General features: G+C 40.5%; 17 protein-coding genes. 5 read left to right on the forward strand and 12 right to left on the reverse strand.

Annotation, left to right across the window (positions count from 1 at the left end):
- Positions 1-89 precede the first annotated feature (89 nt).
- The 5 genes from CWB75_RS12670 to CWB75_RS12695 form a co-directional block, all read right to left on the reverse strand.
- Positions 90-548 (reverse strand): GNAT family N-acetyltransferase, encoded by a 459-nt coding sequence (locus CWB75_RS12670; RefSeq protein ID WP_138570846.1) that lies wholly within the window; start codon positions 546-548, stop codon positions 90-92.
- 93 nt (positions 549-641) lie between these two features.
- Positions 642-959, reverse strand: a complete 318-nt coding sequence (locus CWB75_RS12675) for an antibiotic biosynthesis monooxygenase family protein (RefSeq protein ID WP_028833903.1) — start codon at positions 957-959, stop codon at positions 642-644.
- A gap of 803 nt (positions 960-1,762) precedes the next feature.
- Positions 1,763-2,125: a hypothetical protein gene (locus tag CWB75_RS12685; protein ID WP_249362329.1), complete on the reverse strand. Its 363-nt coding sequence runs from the start codon at positions 2,123-2,125 to the stop codon at positions 1,763-1,765.
- A 200-nt stretch (positions 2,126-2,325) separates the two neighbouring features.
- Positions 2,326-3,573 carry a DEAD/DEAH box helicase gene (locus tag CWB75_RS12690; protein ID WP_138570835.1) on the reverse strand — a complete coding sequence of 416 codons (1,248 nt, stop codon included), beginning with the start codon at positions 3,571-3,573 and terminating at the stop codon, positions 2,326-2,328.
- A 91-nt stretch (positions 3,574-3,664) separates the two neighbouring features.
- On the reverse strand, positions 3,665-4,369 hold the full coding sequence (locus CWB75_RS12695; RefSeq protein WP_138570836.1) for a DUF3581 domain-containing protein: 705 nt from the start codon (positions 4,367-4,369) through the stop codon (positions 3,665-3,667).
- Between the two features lie 156 nt (positions 4,370-4,525).
- Between CWB75_RS12695 and CWB75_RS12700 the strand changes: the two genes are divergently transcribed.
- Positions 4,526-4,921 carry a hypothetical protein gene (locus CWB75_RS12700; protein ID WP_138570837.1) on the forward strand — a complete coding sequence of 132 codons (396 nt, stop codon included), beginning with the start codon at positions 4,526-4,528 and terminating at the stop codon, positions 4,919-4,921.
- A gap of 87 nt (positions 4,922-5,008) precedes the next feature.
- The gene (locus CWB75_RS12705; protein WP_138570838.1) at positions 5,009-5,860 is read left to right on the forward strand and encodes a CPBP family intramembrane glutamic endopeptidase; all 852 of its coding nucleotides are present in this window, start codon (positions 5,009-5,011) and stop codon (positions 5,858-5,860) included.
- 57 nt (positions 5,861-5,917) lie between these two features.
- Here CWB75_RS12705 and gltX read toward each other — a convergent pair whose 3' ends face one another.
- The 3 genes from gltX to proB all read right to left on the reverse strand — a co-directional run bounded on the left by gltX (position 5,918) and on the right by proB (position 9,022).
- On the reverse strand, positions 5,918-7,402 hold the full coding sequence (gene gltX, locus CWB75_RS12710) for a glutamate--tRNA ligase (RefSeq protein ID WP_008111109.1): 1,485 nt from the start codon (positions 7,400-7,402) through the stop codon (positions 5,918-5,920).
- Positions 7,403-7,452: 50 nt separating this feature from the next.
- Positions 7,453-7,812: a glutaredoxin family protein gene (locus tag CWB75_RS12715; RefSeq protein WP_008111110.1), complete on the reverse strand. Its 360-nt coding sequence runs from the start codon at positions 7,810-7,812 to the stop codon at positions 7,453-7,455.
- Between the two features lie 106 nt (positions 7,813-7,918).
- Positions 7,919-9,022, reverse strand: a complete 1,104-nt coding sequence (gene proB / locus CWB75_RS12720) for a glutamate 5-kinase (protein ID WP_138570839.1) — start codon at positions 9,020-9,022, stop codon at positions 7,919-7,921.
- Between the two features lie 131 nt (positions 9,023-9,153).
- Here proB and CWB75_RS12725 point away from each other — a divergent pair, with 131 nt between their 5' ends.
- Positions 9,154-10,113 carry a DMT family transporter gene (locus tag CWB75_RS12725; protein WP_138570840.1) on the forward strand — a complete coding sequence of 320 codons (960 nt, stop codon included), beginning with the start codon at positions 9,154-9,156 and terminating at the stop codon, positions 10,111-10,113.
- On the opposite strand, the gene CWB75_RS12730 is transcribed toward CWB75_RS12725, so the two are convergent.
- From CWB75_RS12730 to pdsO, 3 genes are read right to left on the reverse strand one after another with little or no spacing between them, the layout of a single operon-like run.
- Positions 10,008-10,613, reverse strand: a complete 606-nt coding sequence (locus CWB75_RS12730) for a class GN sortase (RefSeq protein WP_138570841.1) — start codon at positions 10,611-10,613, stop codon at positions 10,008-10,010. The genes CWB75_RS12725 and CWB75_RS12730 overlap by 106 nt on opposite strands.
- Positions 10,610-12,610 (reverse strand): marine proteobacterial sortase target protein, encoded by a 2,001-nt coding sequence (locus tag CWB75_RS12735; protein ID WP_138570842.1) that lies wholly within the window; start codon positions 12,608-12,610, stop codon positions 10,610-10,612. The genes CWB75_RS12730 and CWB75_RS12735 overlap by 4 nt, the downstream gene beginning before the upstream one ends.
- 26 nt (positions 12,611-12,636) lie before the next feature.
- Entirely contained in the window at positions 12,637-13,362 is a 726-nt protein-coding gene (pdsO, locus tag CWB75_RS12740; protein ID WP_109874196.1) for a sortase-associated OmpA-like protein PdsO, read from the reverse strand.
- A gap of 226 nt (positions 13,363-13,588) precedes the next feature.
- Between pdsO and pdsR the strand changes: the two genes are divergently transcribed.
- Together pdsR and pdsS are read left to right on the forward strand one after the other, a co-directional pair.
- Entirely contained in the window at positions 13,589-14,284 is a 696-nt protein-coding gene (gene pdsR / locus CWB75_RS12750) for a proteobacterial dedicated sortase system response regulator (protein WP_138570843.1), read from the forward strand.
- Positions 14,278-16,413 (forward strand): proteobacterial dedicated sortase system histidine kinase, encoded by a 2,136-nt coding sequence (gene pdsS, locus CWB75_RS12755; RefSeq protein WP_138570844.1) that lies wholly within the window; start codon positions 14,278-14,280, stop codon positions 16,411-16,413. Before pdsR ends, pdsS begins: the two co-directional genes overlap by 7 nt.
- 14 nt (positions 16,414-16,427) lie before the next feature.
- On the opposite strand, the gene CWB75_RS12760 is transcribed toward pdsS, so the two are convergent.
- Entirely contained in the window at positions 16,428-16,724 is a 297-nt protein-coding gene (locus CWB75_RS12760; protein WP_138570845.1) for a hypothetical protein, read from the reverse strand.
- Positions 16,725-16,969: the final 245 nt, after the last annotated feature.

Consider the following 16,969-nt stretch of genomic DNA (forward strand, 5'->3'; position numbering starts at 1 on the left):
CGGGGTTCGGGGTTCGGGGTTCGGGCAGAATGATAAGCTACATAAAATAAGCCAGTTCAAGTAGTTAGCTTCGTTTATTTTAATAAGTACTAACTTGATCTGTGAGGTTTGAACAAAGCTAGTTTTTCGATGCCATGAGATGGAGTCCACCGTTTGAACTCCACAAAGCCATGCTTTTTGTACAACTTTATTGCAGGCTCGTTAGCTACAGCCGTTTCTACAATGGCTTTTGTATATTCGAATGAGCCAAGAACGTAACTAAGTAATTTGTTTGCAATGCCTTTCCTAAAATAACTTGGGTCAACAGTTAAGCTGTCGATCTCTAAATGCTTACCTTTTAAAGTAATCTCTATAACTGCGGCAATAAATCCATTTTCAAAAAAACCATAAAATAGGGTTTTGGAACTTTCTATATCTTTGGCACTGCGCGATAACGGTGGAAAATTAAGAGTACCAATAAGTTTAGCTTCAACTTTATAAGAATTTTGAAAGACCTCGAAAATTTGATTGGCAACTTCTTTATTCGGATTATCAAGCTTGTTTATCATAGTATGGTTGTACTCAAAAATTTGCATTGCTTCTAACAACGCCTAATTAACAGGCTAAAACGGGTGAGGAGCAAGTTCTGTTTAAAGCTCTTGTTATATGCCGTAATCTCGTTCTACTTTTGAAATACGAACTTTGAAAGATTCGTACCAAGATTTACGTCCAGTTTTTTGAGCTTCTAAATGCTCTGAGTTAGCTTTCCACTTTTTAATTGAATCGAGATCTGTCCAATAAGATACTGTTATGCCAACATCTTCTCTTGCTGATTCCACTCCCAAATAACCAGGCTGTTTTTCTGCTAATTCAACCATCCTATTTGCCATCTTACCGTACCCATTATCACCTTCCGTGCGTGTAGAAGTGAAAATTACAGCAAAGTATGGAGGTTTTGGTGTGTCTGCGATAACTGGCATTGTAACTCCTAGGCATAACTTTTAAATAAGGGGCGCAGGCATGTGGGGCATAATGGCGAAGCCGCCCCGCATGTATGCGTCCCAGCGAACGCAGTGAGTGACTTAATTTTTTTGTTATGTTCTAAGCCACTGAAGTTATTTAACATCATTTTTGCCGAACGTATAACCACAATTGCGGCATGTATCATTAGGTAGCTTAAACTGCTTTAACGAAACCACAACTTGATTTCTTTTACACTGTGGACAAAAGTAATTCAGGGTATTTATCAATATTGCTATAGCGAAAACGAAGCTGCCGATATAAAACGGGTTAGCATAAAAAGTCATGCTTGGCTCAGAAAACTGAAAGCCAACAATGCAGACAACTAAAGCTAATAACCAAAGTTTAAATTTTCCGCTTTTATTCAATCCACTAAATCCATTCAAAGAACATAACAATTTAATAGTGCGCTCATCGCGCATATTTCTGCCGACTCCACGCTCATTTGTCTACTATATATAGTTTTAACAAATAACCTAAGGTATTACTATCACTAAGTTTTCTAAAACTTTAAAGAAAAGTTAAATAGAACAATATGCGCGCATCGCTCATTTTCATGAATATATGCGCAAGGAACAGTTTAACAAATCAATTAACGACGATATTTAGCCAATATCAATGACCGCTTCTCGCTCATAGCTGCTTGTCAGGTGAAATCTAAACTAATTCTCCTCAGCTGTACGATCAGATATGAGCTACTACAACTTTATGGCTTGCCTTTTTATTTTTATAATGTAATTCGCCGGTCAATTTCTTTTTAAATTTATATTTTATTACTGTGTTTATCGTGGATTGTTTTTTTTAGCTGTTTTTTAATTAAGGTTTGCTCGCAATACAATGCAACAAAAACCCCAATAAAACTCGAAAAGATCACAATAAGCCAATAGTAAATACTATTAAAAGTGACCACCCCTGAAATAGATAGATACAAATTGAATGGAACCACAAAAATTAAAAATCCTAAGACTTTGATAAACTCCCTAAATAGCTGAGAGTCCATTTTTGCTGAGTTTATATGAGCATTAATAGTTTCGTCTGACACATTACCTAGCTCAGCGTATTCCTTTTTCAACCAATTGAGATAATCCAATTTCACTTCCTTTTTTATATTTTTCGCTTCAATCACCTGATTTCATTCTCGACAAAATAATTACACTTTATTGATTACATGTAAACAATACAATGACTTAACACTTAAGCTGTGTGCTAAAAAGAACTAACAGGGAGAGGTAGTGAATTAAGAAGATGCAGCAAACCACGGCGCTAAATTTAACGCCGTGTTGGGCTCTTTTTTACTGACAACTGATAGCTAAAAACTGAACGCTTTTATTTACGTCTTCTATTTGGCGCTCTTTGCCCTGTAATACGTTTTTTATCGCGATCTTTACGCGCTTTGTTAGTGTTTTTACGGTTATCTTTAGGCGGCTTATTTAAATCAGGTTCATAGCCTTCAAGCCATTGTGGGGCTAAACGCGTATCAAGCAGTACTTCAATTTCTTCAAGTAACCATTGCTCATCTAAGCTCACTAATGACATTGCAAGGCCTTGCTCGCCAGCTCGTCCTGTACGGCCAATACGATGCACATAATCTTCAGCTATGTATGGCAATTCAAAGTTAATTACGTATTTAAGTGCCGGTATGTCTAAACCGCGCGCCGCTACATCGGTGGCCACTAAAACACGCGTACTGCCTTCTTTGAAGTTTTGTAATGCGCGGTCGCGAGCACCTTGTGATTTATCACCATGAATAGATTCGGTTTTTAAACCATCTTTACACATTTCTTTGGCAAGCTTATCGGCCATTTGTTTTGTGCGGGTGAATATAAGTACTTGGCGCCAGTTTTTCATGCCAATCATGTGCGATACCAGTTCGCGCTTTCTATCTTCATCTACAGCGTAAATAACTTGCTCTACTTCTACTGCCGCTGAGTTGCGCTTATCGACTTCAATAAGCTCAGGGTCTTTAAGTAGCTTTTTACTTAGCTCAAAAACACTGTCATCAAAGGTGGCGGAAAACAGTAAGGTTTGACGATCGCCTGGGATATGACGCAGTATTCGTTTAATTTCGTCAATAAAGCCCATATCAAGCATGCGGTCTGCTTCATCAAATACCAAAGAATCCACGCTTGAAAGCACCACACTGCCCTTCACTATATGATCAAGTAAGCGCCCAGGCGTTGCCACTATTACTTGTGCTGTTTTAAGCGCTTTAATTTGTGGGCCAATACTTGCGCCACCATAGGCAAGTGCACCTTTTATATCTGTACCTTGTGCGTATTTTTCAAAGCTTGCAAATACTTGCTGAGCAAGTTCACGGGTGGGCGTTAAAATAACCACACGGGCAATGCCTGGTTCGTCTTTTTTAGCGGTATTTAAAAGCTTATGTAATAGCGGCAAAACAAAAGCGGCTGTTTTACCAGTACCAGTTTGAGCGCTGCCCATAACGTCTTTGCCCGCTAAAATTGGCGGTATCGTTTTGTGCTGAATGGCGGTAGGCGTAGTGTAATTATTTTGCTCTATTGCCGTTAATAGTAACGGGTCTAGGGCTAGTGATGAGAACGATGTGGCAGACATAAGCTTGGCTTTAAAATAACAAAGAACGCTATTATACCTGAGCTTAAGTAATAAAAAAGGCGCTAAATAGCGCCTAAGTAAAATGAAGTATTTAAGCCGGTTTTAATGTGGCTTTACGCTCATTATAAAATGCAATTAAATCATCTACGGTGCTTTGACAGTATTCACGAATACCCGATACCACCATGTGTTTTTCACCAAAACCCACCTTTTCGCCGTTTTCTAATAAATTAAAGCGCAAGGTTATTTTGCCGCGTTTACCAGCGTATTCAAAACTTGGCTCTGCAAACTCTAGGGTCGGTGATTTAATATCAATGTTATTAAGGTTAATGATCATTGATTCATAAATAATCATAGGGCGCGCAGGGTTTATCATTACCTCTTGCTTGCCCATTAAAGGAATAATTACATGCGGGAACGCAGCACCTGAGAACTCAACATAATTTTTTATTAGACTGTTTGTAAGTGTTGGGCATTTACTGGTTTTACCGTCGCGTTTAACCTTTAAAATTACTTTTTCGCCATGGGTTACATCAAACTCTTCTCCTGGTTGTTCTGGAAAATTTAGCTTGGTATTTTCATCAACCATACCGGCAAAGGTAAACTCCATTCGCTCACTAATGCCATAGCGGTCTAACACTAGAGAAAAAAGTAAGTCTCCTGGTGCGCAAAACTTTTTAGCGTCTTTATCATGAAGCGGGTTGTAGTCGTCGGCTACACATTTAGCAAAGCGACAACCTTGCTCACGAGAAATTGAAACATAATCAGCATGCTGCTGATAGTAAGGACTTAACATAGTGTGTTCACTGCTTAAACTGCTTATAACCTAGCTATACTACCAGAAAAAAAATCTTGAGAGGTCGAATCTGTTTAATAAAGGCGAAAAATGATAATTTGCAACTCGCTAATTTACTAAGTAAATTAGGAAAATACGAGTTTAAGGGATTAACTAATGAAGTATTTTTCTTTATTAATATGCGCGGTTTCATTTTTAACTGGCTGTAATAACGTTACTTACACAACCAATATCGACGACGACGTTTTATCAGAACACGTTTCAAGCCACATTAAAAAACGTGGCCTAGAGCAGTTTTACAGTGTTCAGGACGCTCTCGATAGAGGTGCAAGCCCCCTTGGTGGAATAAAAGGCGAAAGCTGCGATGAATCAGATAATACGCGAACATCCTCAATTAGCTATAACCGCTTGAAATCACAAGCTATAGAATCCCTTAAAAACGATGTGCTTTATTTAGGTGGCAATGCATTTACACTAGAGCAATGCCAATCAGTATCTCGCTACAATTGTGATTTAGCCGTTATTTGTACCGGACAAGCCTATAATTATTAATAGCTCAAAATTATCTAATTGAGACTATAACGCTATGTAATTCGTTTTCTCTCATTTCCCCTATCAAACAACAAGCTGTATTTGCCAATGACTTTTTACTTTTTAGCTGCCGCTATTTTATGTGTTTTCCCACAGTGTAAACTCACTGTATTTCGCCAACCATTATGGCAATACTTATTGCTGCTAAGTGTTATTACTGCCTATTATCAAGAATATATAAACTTAACCGCGGTTGCTGTTATAGCTGTTTATGTGGGATTGTTTCACTTTACGCTATTGGCAACCTCAGCGTTAAAACGTAATGTTCTAACGTCTTTATTTATAACAGCCTCACTCGGGTTAGCCTTACATTGGTTTGCGGGTTTTAATAACCTGCCAATTGTTGTTAATGAACAAGTCACCAGTAACGCAATTGCATTTACCCTGTATGCTAATTTCGATAAAGCATTAGCGGGTTTAATGCTGAGCGCTTATTTTTTTGCAAAAAATAAAACGGCAAAGCCAGTGACTATCGGCTACCCTATTTTAATTATAACTATCACCATTTTAGCGGCGCTTATAACTGCTTTAATATTGGGCCTTGTTGAATTTGCGCCAAAAGTACCTGAATTTTGGTTGTTATTTATAGCTATCAACCTACTTTTTACCTGCGTTGCAGAAGAGGCATTATTTAGGGGAGTGATACAAACTAAGCTTTCAAAACTAATAACCCCGAGCAGGTTTGCACTGCTCGCACCGGTGATCAGTACTTGTGTATTTTCACTGGCACACTTTTCAGCGGGTACTCATTATATGCTCGTGGCGGCCGTAGCAGGTTTTGGTTATGGCTATATTTACTATAAAACAAGCCGATTAGAATGGGCCATTTTATGTCATTGGCTCGTTAACGTGTTTCACTTTTTCCTATTTACTTACCCTATGCTGGCAACTCCATCTTAGAATTACAGGCACAAAAAAGCCGCTTAAATTAAGCGGCTTTTGAATCTGTATACACGATTACGCACTTGGGTAATCGCGGTATGCGCGTTCTATCTTTTTAGCCTGCTTTTTAGAAATACCTAAATGGGCAAGCGCAACACGTAAACGTGCACGCGATAGATCTGATCCTAAAATCTCCATTGCATCTAATACCGAGGTAGATGATGTTTTGCCGGTAATAGCCACAAATATAGGCTCTAAGAAGTCTTTAATTTTAAGCTCGTGGAAGGTAGCGACTTCTTTTGCAATTGCAAAAATAGCTGGTTTTTCAAAGCTACGTAAGCCTTCTAGCTGCCATACAAAAAATTGTAATGCTTGGCGAATAACATCTTCGTCAGCTTTACCGGCTGTTAATAGCGCTGGATCGTAAGTCGGTATGCCGCCTACAAAGTGCCCTGCTAAATCAACCATGTCAGAGAGCGTATTTATACGCGTTTTAGCTTCCGGTAATACTTTAGCAAGCATGTCGCCATTAAATTTCCAGTCAACAAAACGCTGCATTAGCTCTGCATCAGTTAAGTTTTCGCGGATCCACATACCGTTTAACCAGCTTAACTTGTCTACGTCGAATACTGGGCCACCAAGCGATACACGCTTCATGTCAAAATGTTCAATCATCTCATTAAGGGTGAACTTTTCACGCTCATCAGGCATTGACCAACCCATACGGCCTAAGTAGTTTAGTACCGCTTCTGGTAAGTAACCCATTTCTTTGTAGTAATTAATAGACGTTGGATTTTTACGCTTAGACAGTTTTGATTTATCTGGATTACGCAGTAATGGTAAGTGACCTAGTACCGGTGCTTCCCAACCAAAATCTTCATACAGTTTTAATAGCTTAGGCGCTGAGTTTATCCACTCTTCACCACGGAAAATATGGCTAATTTGCATATGGTGATCATCCACCACGTTAGCTAAAAAGTACGTTGGAAAACCATCCGCTTTTAATAGCACTTGCATGTCTACGTTTTCCCACGGGATCTCAATTTCGTCGCGTAGGTAATCGTTAAACTTAAAGGTACCTTCGCTTGGGATTTTCATACGTATAACGTACGGTTTACCAGCAGCTAGGTTTGCTTTAATTTCGTCTTCTGTATGGTTTAAGCCACGACCATCGTATTTAGGACGCAGACCTTCGGCCATTTGCTCTTCACGCATTTGGTCCAGTTCTTCGCTGGTTGCAAAACAATAAAATGCTTTGCCGTCTTCAACTAACTGATGAGCGTATTTTTTATATAAATCACTGCGCTCAGATTGACGGTATGGACCAAACTCACCACCTACATCAGGACCATGATCCCATTCAAGGCCTAACCAGCGTAAGCTATCCATGATGGCTTGTTCAGATTCAGGTGTGCTGCGAACTTGGTCAGTATCTTCAATACGAAGTACAAATTCACCGCCTTGCTGTTTAGCAAAACAGTAGTTAAATAAGGCAATGTAAGCGGTGCCAAGATGCGGGTCACCAGTTGGCGACGGAGCAACACGGGTACGAATTGTCATGGTAATGTCTCTTTTAATAAGTGAGATGGTATGAAATACCAATAAATATTTTAAGCGGCTACTTTGTTTAAGTAAGCAATAATATCGTTTGATTCATAAAGCCATTTTACTTGGCCATCTTGCTCAATACGTAAACAAGGTACTTTAACTTTTCCGCCTTGCTCTAATAGCTCTTGGCGGTATTGCTCATCATTTTTTGCATCGCGTGTTTCAATTTTTAAGCCTTCACGCTTAATTGAACGGCGCACTTTTACACAAAAAGGGCATGCTTTGAATTGATAGAGCTTAAATTGTGCGGTTTGCTGATCAAGCTTAGTTTGCTCTTGCGGATCACGTTTTTTGCTACGCGGCGTAAAAACAAAATTAAAAAATAAGATGATACAACCTAAAACCCAGCGAACTAATTTCATCTTCAATACTCTTTACAACAAATTTAAGGTGCAAGATTTTAACACAAAAAAGCGCAACACTATAAGCGGATTATACGTTGCGCTATATCGTTAAAAAAGTGCTTAATTACAACACCACCATATCATCTCTGTGTAGCACTTCCACGCCGCTATCGTAATCAAGTAATTGGCTGATTTGATTAGAATGTGCGCCTTTTATTTTATCGATTTCAAGATGGCTAAAGCGAGTTAATCCCCGTGCAATAATTTGCTCGTTTACATCAATTAAGTTAATTAAATCTCCACGTTCAAATTCACCAATTGCACGCGTAATGCCTTTAGCAAGTAAACTGGCGCCCTTAGATTGCAATGCATGCACCGCACCGGCATCAATCAAAATTTGGCCGCTACTTTTAGGCCCTGCCAATAACCATTTTTTTCGGCCATCTTTAGGGGCGGTAAGTTTTAAAAAACGAGTACCTGGCAGTTGCTCGCTCATGCATTTTAAAATCACGTTTTCATCAGCGCCTTTGGCAATAATCACCTCAACCCCAGCTCTTCTGGCAATATCTGCCGCCTGTAGTTTGGTTGCCATACCCCCTGTGCCTAGGTTTGTACCGCTGCCACCCGCAAGTTGGCGTAACTCATCATTAATATGAGTAACTTCGTCAATCAAGGTGGCGTTAATGTCGGTGCGCGGATCGCTGGTAAATAACCCTTGTTGGTCGGTCAGTAGCAGCAATTTATCGGCATTGGCTAAAATAGCCACCAATGCCGACAAGTTATCGTTGTCACCTACTTTTATTTCGCTAGTAGCAACTGCGTCATTTTCATTAATGATCGGCACTACATCGTAATTTAATAGGGCATTGAGGGTATCGCGGGCATTTAAATAGCGCTCTCTGTCGTCAACATCCGCGCGCGTTAGTAGCATTTGCCCGACGTTAATGCCATACAACGCAAATAAGCTTTGCCAAATATGAATGAGCTGCCCCTGTCCAATGGCGGCCAACATTTGTTTGTCTATTAATGTGCGCCCACAGGGCTTTAATAGCTGTTCGCGACCTGCGGCGACCGCACCGCTTGATACTAAAATAACGTGATGACCTTGCTTTTTTAGCTCACTGCATTGGCGAACAAGTTCCACCATATGTGCTTTGTCTAACTTATCGGTACCGCCAGTGAGTACGCTTGTACCTAGCTTTACAACTACGACCTGATCCCTTTGCATGTTTTTTACTTAGCGCAATAAATGATGAATTTATTTATACCAGTTCGGTATTTTTGAACAAGTAAAAAATATTCAATCACCCCCTCTGCATGCTAGGATCGCACTATATTCAACCGTTTAAATTACGCCTTATGCCTGCCAGTTTATGTTTAATTATTGCCACCTTTTTGTGGGGTAGCTCCTTTATTGCACTTAAATACGCGATTGCGATTTATGATCCTGCCTTGGTGATATTTTTACGTATGCTCACCACTTTACTGATTTCGTTATGTTTATGGCGTTACGTAATTCGTTTTGAATATTTAAAAGGCGATTGGAAGTACTTATTTGGCATGTCGCTGGCAGAGCCTTGCTTGTACTTTTTATTTGAAGGGCATGCAATGGAGTACACTTCAGCGTCTCAGGCGGGGGTGATTGTTTCTTGTTTACCCATTATTGTGGCATTCTTAGCGTTTTTCATGCTCAAAGAGCATATTAGTAAAGCTATTGTGGTGGGTTTTACGCTGTGTATTGGTGGTAGTATTTTACTGACCTTGCTCTCACCGAGTTCAAGCCAAGCCCCAAACCCATTACTGGGGAATTTTTTAGAATTAATGGCCATGGTGTGCGCGGCATTTTATACCGTGTGTATAAAACATTTAGCTAACCGTTATTCCCCACTCACATTGATTGCTCTGCAAGGCGTGAGTGGTAGTTTGTTTTTTGCTCCGTTTTTATTATTTATTGACCTACCTAGTGAAAACCAACACGATTTAACCGCACTAATGAGCATTTTGTACTTAGGCTCTTGTGTTACTTTGGGTGGGTACGGCATGTACAACTACGCGATTAGTAAAGTGTCGGTATTAACCGCCGCGGCTTACTCTAATTTAATCCCTATTTTCACTTTAATTTTGTCAGCCATTATCCTCAACGAAGTACTAACTCTTGGCCAGTGGATCAGCATATTTGTGGTGTTTATAGGCGTAATGATTAGTCAACGCCATCAAGAACTAGTGGTTGATATTCCTAACTCAACTTCGGGTGAGGATATTTCTGCCGACACTAACCACCTTAAATCGGTACCCGAGGCCAGCGAATCAAAAGGGTAACAGGTTAATAAATACAGCCCTGATTGCTGCAAAAAATCGGTGTTGTACTGATTAATTACCTCAACATGTGTTACTGAATAATGCTGCACTTGGCCATTTTTAAGTTGTAGAGAAAATTGCTCCCCCACTTTAGCGTTTTTTAAAAACGCAAAGTGGGTATCGTTGTGGCCAGCAATAAGTGCTCCTTGCGAATTACCAAAATTAACCCCACCTAACTCCCCAGCTGGTAAAAAGTGGCTCGGCGCAAACGCTAAGTTTCTACCACTTGCACCATCAAGCACGGTTAGTCGTTTATTATGCTTTGGCCATATTATTTGTGCCACCGGGTAGCTATCAGCATAAAACCACGGCTTAATTTTTTTATTGGAAGATTTGATGGTCGTTTGCCAAGCTTGCTCTATTAACACTTGTGCAAGCCACGCCTTTGCCTGCATGTATACACCATGGCCAAACAAGCTCAGCCCTAAGGCAAGTAAACCTATGCTTAGCCACTTTTTCATTTACAGCGCCTTACTAACAACAGACCACCTAGTAGCAGTAATGCTCCAAACACAATATGTATTTTGCTTTGCCCATCAGTTTGCGGCAAGCGCATACTCATTCCTTGTGGCATAGTATTAGCCACTTGTGTGCTTTGTTTAGCAACTTCTTTTATGGTCGTCTCTTCTATGGCAATAAACGCAGTAAATGGGCTAAGTAATTGATGCTCAAGCGCGAGCTGCTGCACTTGCTGTTTTACAACACTTTGTTGGTTGTATAACAATAACGACTTTATTTTTTGACGTGCCCAGAGCTTATCAATTCCTGTGGCTTTTGAACTTGCTTGCGGATTAAGCTTAACCTTAAACTCCCCATGCGCAGTTTGCCCCGTAAAAGTAATTGCATCGGTAGTGTCTAATTTAATAGCCACCATAATAGGCTCAGCAAAATATAGGTCAGGCAAAGGTGAGGGCCAAAAATCTAAGCTGTCTCCATTTGTATTTGTTAACGCTAAATTAGTCATCGCCGGGTGAGCAAGTTTATCAAACAACTGCTGCATTTTCGGCTGCACATCATGAGCACTGCTTATAAAGGTGTAAGTTCCCTTGCCTATATCAGCGGCACGACGCATAAAATAACGGTTAGGCGCACTACCAATGCCCACAGTAAATAAACGGCTATCACCTAAAGTATGCGCAATATGTTTAAATAACTGATCTTCGTTACTTACGCTACCATCGGTTAAAAATACAACTTGGCGTACAAACCCTTCAAACTGCGTACCATCAAGTACCGCATCAAGTGCGCCTTTTATTTCAGTTCCGCCATCGGCTTGTAAGTTATAAATAAAACGCTCTGCGCGACGTAAATTGAAGTCACTGGCAATTAATGGGGTCTCACTCATGGCTGCAACCTCATTATTAAAACTGACAATATTGAAGCTATCATCACTATCTAATAATGATAATGCGTAAAACAGCGCTTTTTTAGCTTGTTCAATAGACTGCCCATGCATAGATCCCGAGGTATCAACTACAAACACCATTTCACGCAGTAAACGCTGAGATTGAGTAAAACTATCGCTTGGCGGCATTAGCATTGCTAACGCATACTGCTCACCATTTTGTGCTTGCTGAGTAAAAAGTGCAGCTTGCGCTTGCGCTATTTGTAGTGGCTTAAACTCAAGTACAAAGTCTTTATTTATGGCTTGCTGTGGTTTTAGCACAATGCTGTATTGCCCAAATGCAGGGTTTTCAATATTAACTTGATGGTACTTAGCGTTTATATCAACCAATTCTAAGCCTATATCCATGTTAATTGTTAAGCTTAAATCGCTGGCATTTGCCGCCTCATTGGTTTGTTTTGTGTAAACAGGGCTTAACCACCCCTGTGGAGTGAACGAAGGTGTATTAGTGCTTTTTACCGCATCCTTACCTTGCTCATCGTTAACTTCTCCTGTTATTGCATGATAGCGTGGCGTAATTGTGGTTGGAAAATGAATCGCAAAGGTTCCGTGTTGGTAATCAATAATCTCTTGATACTCAAGCGTTATAACTATTTCTTCTCCTGGCCCTACATTTGCCACATTGGTAATAAACATATTTGCACGCTGCTGTCGCAGCAATGAAGCTTGTTTGCCTGCTTTTTTGGCAGCTTGGTACTGTTTTTCAGCTTGGCGTTTTTTTGCTATTTTACCTTTGATAACTCGCTCGCCAATGCGCATGGTCATTGCTTGCACGGCGCTTTCATCGGGTAAAGGAAATACATAACGTGCATTTACGGCAAAAGGGTTTTCATTTATGTAGTGCTGCGTTACTACAACATGATTAATTAGCCCTGTTAGGGTCATTTTTGCATCGCTTTTTAAAATAACCCCAGGATTTACTGCCACTCCTTGGCTATCAAACAAAGATAGTTTTGGCGACTGTGCATGGCTTTTAAAGCTGGCCAAAAGCACAATGATAATAAAAATAAAAAGGCTTACCTTGGTAAGCACTTTGGTGGGTTTACTCAACATAAATCACTCCATCGAACGCCTTGCGATTAATTGCTTGCTGTTTGATCAGTCGTTTGATTAAGCGCACGGGTAGTCAGGGTAACGCGTCTGTCAAAAAAGTTATCTTCAAGGGTGTTACTGTTTGCTATGCTTTGTTGCTCGCCAAATGCTTGTGTGCTTAAACGTGTATGGCTAACTCCCTGTTTAATTAAGTAACTTTGTACGGCGTTTACTCTGGCTTTTGAAAGTAATAAGTTCGCTTGCTCTGCACCGCGCTGATCGGCAAAGCCACTTAAATCGAGCGCGAGTTGCGGTTGGCTTTTTAATAACGCAACTAATTGATCAAGCTGCTTGGCAAAATGTGGAGCAATAGCGCTAGAGCCTGTTTTAAATTGCACTGTCATCGCCAATAAATTATTAAGCTGCGATTGCGTTAATTGCTCATTTTGTTGCGCCAGTAGTTCAAGTTGCGCCTCTAGGTGACTGTTATGATTAAGTACGTGCTGGTAGTCGTTGGTTTTCTCTGTCATTACAGTTAAAGCTTGCTGCTGCTCAACAATGGTTTGCTCAGCTACCTTGGCATCGCCAATCAAACCACCAGCAAATGCGCCTACAAACGCGCCGATTGGCCCACCAACAACACCACCAATAATTGCACCGGTGCTCAGGCCAACAATTGTTTCTTTTTTTGCTTCTTTTGATGGGGTATCCGCAGCAAATACTGGCGTACAAAAAGTGCTAACAAGTGTAAGTGCGATTAATGTTTTCTTCATGGTCTATTCCTTACTATTAATAATGGTTGGCAAGTTATTGGTTGGCACTTGCGTTGTATTGGTAATTTCAATAGCTTTATTAAAACACCATGAAGTGGCAATAAAGGGGAGTAAAAATGGCAAACTGCTGAGCAATTGTGGCAAAAAAATGGCAATTGTGTTTTTAACCGTACTTAGCGCAAAAACTTCGCTATAGTGCGCCTAAGTCAATATGAGTAATTAAAAAATGAAAAAAATAGCTATCGTTGAAGATGAAACTGCCATTCGCGAAAACTACATAGAAATGCTAAGCGCTCAAGGCTATCAGGTAAGTGGTTATGAAAACCGCCCTCAAGCAGAAGTAGCTTTTAAAGAAGCACTCCCCGATTTAGCCATTGTTGATATTGGCTTAGGCCATGAAATAGATGGCGGCTTTTTACTGTGCCAAACTTTGCGTTCACTTTCTAAAACCTTACCAATTATTTTTTTAACCGCTCGCGACAGCGAAATAGACACCGTATGCGGCCTGCGCATGGGCGCCGATGACTACTTAACCAAAGATATTAGCTTAGCGCATTTAGCCGCGCGTATTGGTGCGCTATTTCGCCGAATGGAAGCATTAGAGCAACCCGCCGATGCCAATGCATTAATAACTCGTGGTCAACTAATACTCGATACGCAACGCATGCAGGTGCTTTGGCAGCAACAATTGGTTGATTTAACCGTAACTGAGTTTTGGATGCTGCATTCACTCGCCCAACGACCTGGCCACGTTAAAAGCCGTAATGAGTTAATGAGCGATGCTAAAATTTATGTAGATGACAGCACCATTACCTCGCATGTAAAACGCATTCGCAAAAAGTTTATAGCACTCGATAGCCAGTTTGACTGCATTGATACCGTGTATGGCATGGGTTACAGGTGGGAGCAACCCACATGCTGAGATTTGGCCTACGCAGTAAATTTATTTTACTTTCGTGCTTTTTGTTTTTGTTGCCATGGTTAGGCTACGAGTACGTATGGGAAATGGAAAAGTTTTTACGCCAAGGCCAAGAAAAAACGCTAGTAGGTACTACACGCGCACTGGCAACGGCCCTGCACGAACGCCCCGCTTTATTTGACGAACAAACCAACTTTTTAGATCAAGTTGTAAAAGGCCGCGATCTCTATGCTTATAATTTAAAGAGTCCAATTCAACTAGATGGCAAACTCAACGACTGGGACGCTTACCAATCGCTATTTTGGCTTTATGACAAACGCTACTTACAAACAGCCGATGATAACCATCAACTGAGCAACTTATCATTTAGCCACATGGTAGGTAAGTTTGATAATTACTTATATGCTGTATTTAAAGTCACAGATGACACTGTAATTTACCGTGCTAAAAACAGCCTCAGCATTACCAATAATGACTATGTAAAAATTGGCCTAAAAAACCCTGATGGACAATTTAATACTTATATTATTGCTCCGCGCCAAGATGGCTGGGTCAACGCATTTGATGCCAACAGTAAAATGCCTTTTACTAAAATTCAGGGTTTCTTTAAACAAACTGAAACAGGTTACAACCTTGAGCTGCGCTTTCCTTTGAGTATGCTTGGCAATAAACTGGGATTTGCCATTGCTGATGTTGATAGTAAACAACCAAAACAATCCCCTAGTATTATGTCTACATCGAACTTAAATAACCCAAATGATTTAGGCTCGGTACTGGTGCCCTCCCCTGAAATAAACCGTATATTAAAAGGCATGGGCCACAGCGGCAGTCGCATATGGGTGGTCGATAATCATCACCGTGTATTAGCGCAATCGGGCAGTATTCAAAATGCCGATGGCGTATGGGCCGATGGGCTAAAAAATCAAGCGCCAAAAACTGCGTGGCAGCACTTTGAACAGGCCTATTTACATCCTTTGTATTATAAAATTTTAACCCGTCCTGAAGATGAATTTATAGATACCTTACACGATGTAGCTTCAATGCAAGGCGCTCATTTAGCCAAAGCACTGAAAGGTCAACCGGCCTCGTCGTGGCGGCTCACTCCCGATAACAAAGCGGTGATATTATCGGCTGCGTATCCTATTTGGATTGAGGATAAGGTGATTGGGGCAGTTATAGCTGAAGAAACCACCAATGGCGTGCGTACACTGCGTAATAAATCGCTGGAAAAACTATTTAATGTGATTTTAGCGGTCATGTTAATTGGCACAGTCACTTTGTTCTTTTTTGCTTCGCGTATATCGAGCCGTATTAGACGACTACGAGACACAGCAGAGCAAGCCATTGATGCGCAAGGACGAGTAACAGGTCATATAAATTACAGCGATGCCAATGACGAAATTGGCGACCTGTCGCGTAGCTTTTCAAATATAGTGAGCCGACTTGGTGGCTATACCGATTATTTAGAAAATATGTCGTCGCGCTTATCTCACGAGCTGCGCACACCGGTTGCGGTTGTCCGTTCATCTCTTGAAAACTTACAAAGCTTGCAGCAAAGTGAACTGAGTCAAAAATACCTTGAACGTGCTAGCGAAGGAGTTGAGCGCTTAGGAAAAATAATTACCACCATGAGCGAGGCAACACGCCTTGAGCAAAGTATTCAAAGCAATGAGCCAGAGCAGTTTGATTTACAAAAAGTAATTAGTGGCTGTATGCAGGGCTACCAACTTACTTATCCTAACCAGTTATTTACACTCAACATTTGCCAAAGCACACTATTGATGCAAGGTGCCCCTGAATTTATAGCGCAACTGCTCGATAAGCTAATTAATAATGCCTTGGAATTTAGTGAAGCTAACACAGCAATTGAAGTCAGCCTTAAGCAAAATGAAAACAAAGCAACCTTAACGGTAAGTAATACAGGTACCTTATTGCCTGAGGGACTTACTGAACATATTTTTGATTCTATGGTATCGGTGCGCAGCCAACAAATGCAGCAACAACCGCATTTAGGTTTAGGGCTTTATATTGTCAGACTGGTGTGTGATTACCACAAAGGTACAGTAACGGCGCACAATAATGAGCAAGGTAATGGGGTGGTATTTACTGTGAGCTTGCCACTTAATAACTAAAGGTTCCCTAGAAGCTATGCCTCTTTTTTTAACAAGCGATACAAAGTATCCATACGCTTATGCGCTTGCTGCACCTTTGCTTGCGCCTCAACTTTTATAGTTAAGATAAGTAGTAACAACAGATAAAAACTAGGCTGAGCTAATACGTCTGGGAACATCAATGAAACAAATGCGATATAAGCAAAACTGCCAAATAATCCCTTAAAAATATCAAAGGGTTTAGGTGAGTGTTTTTCAAACTCATCTTCAAGAACTCGTTTTTTTTCAGCTTCGCTTATCGCTAATTTTGCGTTAATTTGTTCTGGTGTCATTAAATTAAGTCCTTTTAAGATAAATACAATTATGGATATGCAGCTTTCACTATTAAGAATGATAAGCAAACTCAATTGTATCGCTATTTGGTAAAAGTGACGAGCAAAAAAGGCTGAAACGTCCTAGGGTCTGTTGACCTTTGCGATTAAAATTTGTTCAAACTAGGGGCGATTTAATCGCGGCGCGAGGTTTGTAGCCTAGTGGGCTAAGTAAAAACCGAGCAAAGCTTCCGCGTCCTGCTCCC

This window comes from Pseudoalteromonas sp. S1608, assembly GCF_005887265.1.
GTDB classification, from domain to species: Bacteria; Pseudomonadota; Gammaproteobacteria; order Enterobacterales; family Alteromonadaceae; genus Pseudoalteromonas; species Pseudoalteromonas undina.

Bases quoted from the DNA above. Each gene is read 5' to 3' on its own strand.
- CWB75_RS12695 (WP_138570836.1), bottom strand. From the start codon at position 4,369: ATGTTAAGTCCTTACTATCAGCAGCATGCTGATTATGTTTCAATTTCT.
- CWB75_RS12715 (WP_008111110.1), bottom strand. From the start codon at position 7,812: ATGAAATTAGTTCGCTGGGTTTTAGGTTGTATCATCTTATTTTTTAAT.
- CWB75_RS12690 (WP_138570835.1), bottom strand. From the start codon at position 3,573: ATGTCTGCCACATCGTTCTCATCACTAGCCCTAGACCCGTTACTATTA.
- CWB75_RS12675 (WP_028833903.1), bottom strand. From the start codon at position 959: ATGCCAGTTATCGCAGACACACCAAAACCTCCATACTTTGCTGTAATT.
- proB (WP_138570839.1), bottom strand. From the start codon at position 9,022: ATGCAAAGGGATCAGGTCGTAGTTGTAAAGCTAGGTACAAGCGTACTC.
- pdsO (WP_109874196.1), bottom strand. From the start codon at position 13,362: ATGAAGAAAACATTAATCGCACTTACACTTGTTAGCACTTTTTGTACG.
- pdsR (WP_138570843.1), top strand. From the start codon at position 13,589: ATGAAAAAAATAGCTATCGTTGAAGATGAAACTGCCATTCGCGAAAAC.
- gltX (WP_008111109.1), bottom strand. From the start codon at position 7,402: ATGACAATTCGTACCCGTGTTGCTCCGTCGCCAACTGGTGACCCGCAT.
- CWB75_RS12725 (WP_138570840.1), top strand. From the start codon at position 9,154: ATGCCTGCCAGTTTATGTTTAATTATTGCCACCTTTTTGTGGGGTAGC.
- CWB75_RS12705 (WP_138570838.1), top strand. From the start codon at position 5,009: ATGACTTTTTACTTTTTAGCTGCCGCTATTTTATGTGTTTTCCCACAG.
- CWB75_RS12735 (WP_138570842.1), bottom strand. From the start codon at position 12,610: ATGTTGAGTAAACCCACCAAAGTGCTTACCAAGGTAAGCCTTTTTATT.
- CWB75_RS12760 (WP_138570845.1), bottom strand. From the start codon at position 16,724: ATGACACCAGAACAAATTAACGCAAAATTAGCGATAAGCGAAGCTGAA.
- pdsS (WP_138570844.1), top strand. From the start codon at position 14,278: ATGCTGAGATTTGGCCTACGCAGTAAATTTATTTTACTTTCGTGCTTT.
- CWB75_RS12700 (WP_138570837.1), top strand. From the start codon at position 4,526: ATGAAGTATTTTTCTTTATTAATATGCGCGGTTTCATTTTTAACTGGC.
- CWB75_RS12730 (WP_138570841.1), bottom strand. From the start codon at position 10,613: ATGAAAAAGTGGCTAAGCATAGGTTTACTTGCCTTAGGGCTGAGCTTG.
- CWB75_RS12670 (WP_138570846.1), bottom strand. From the start codon at position 548: ATGATAAACAAGCTTGATAATCCGAATAAAGAAGTTGCCAATCAAATT.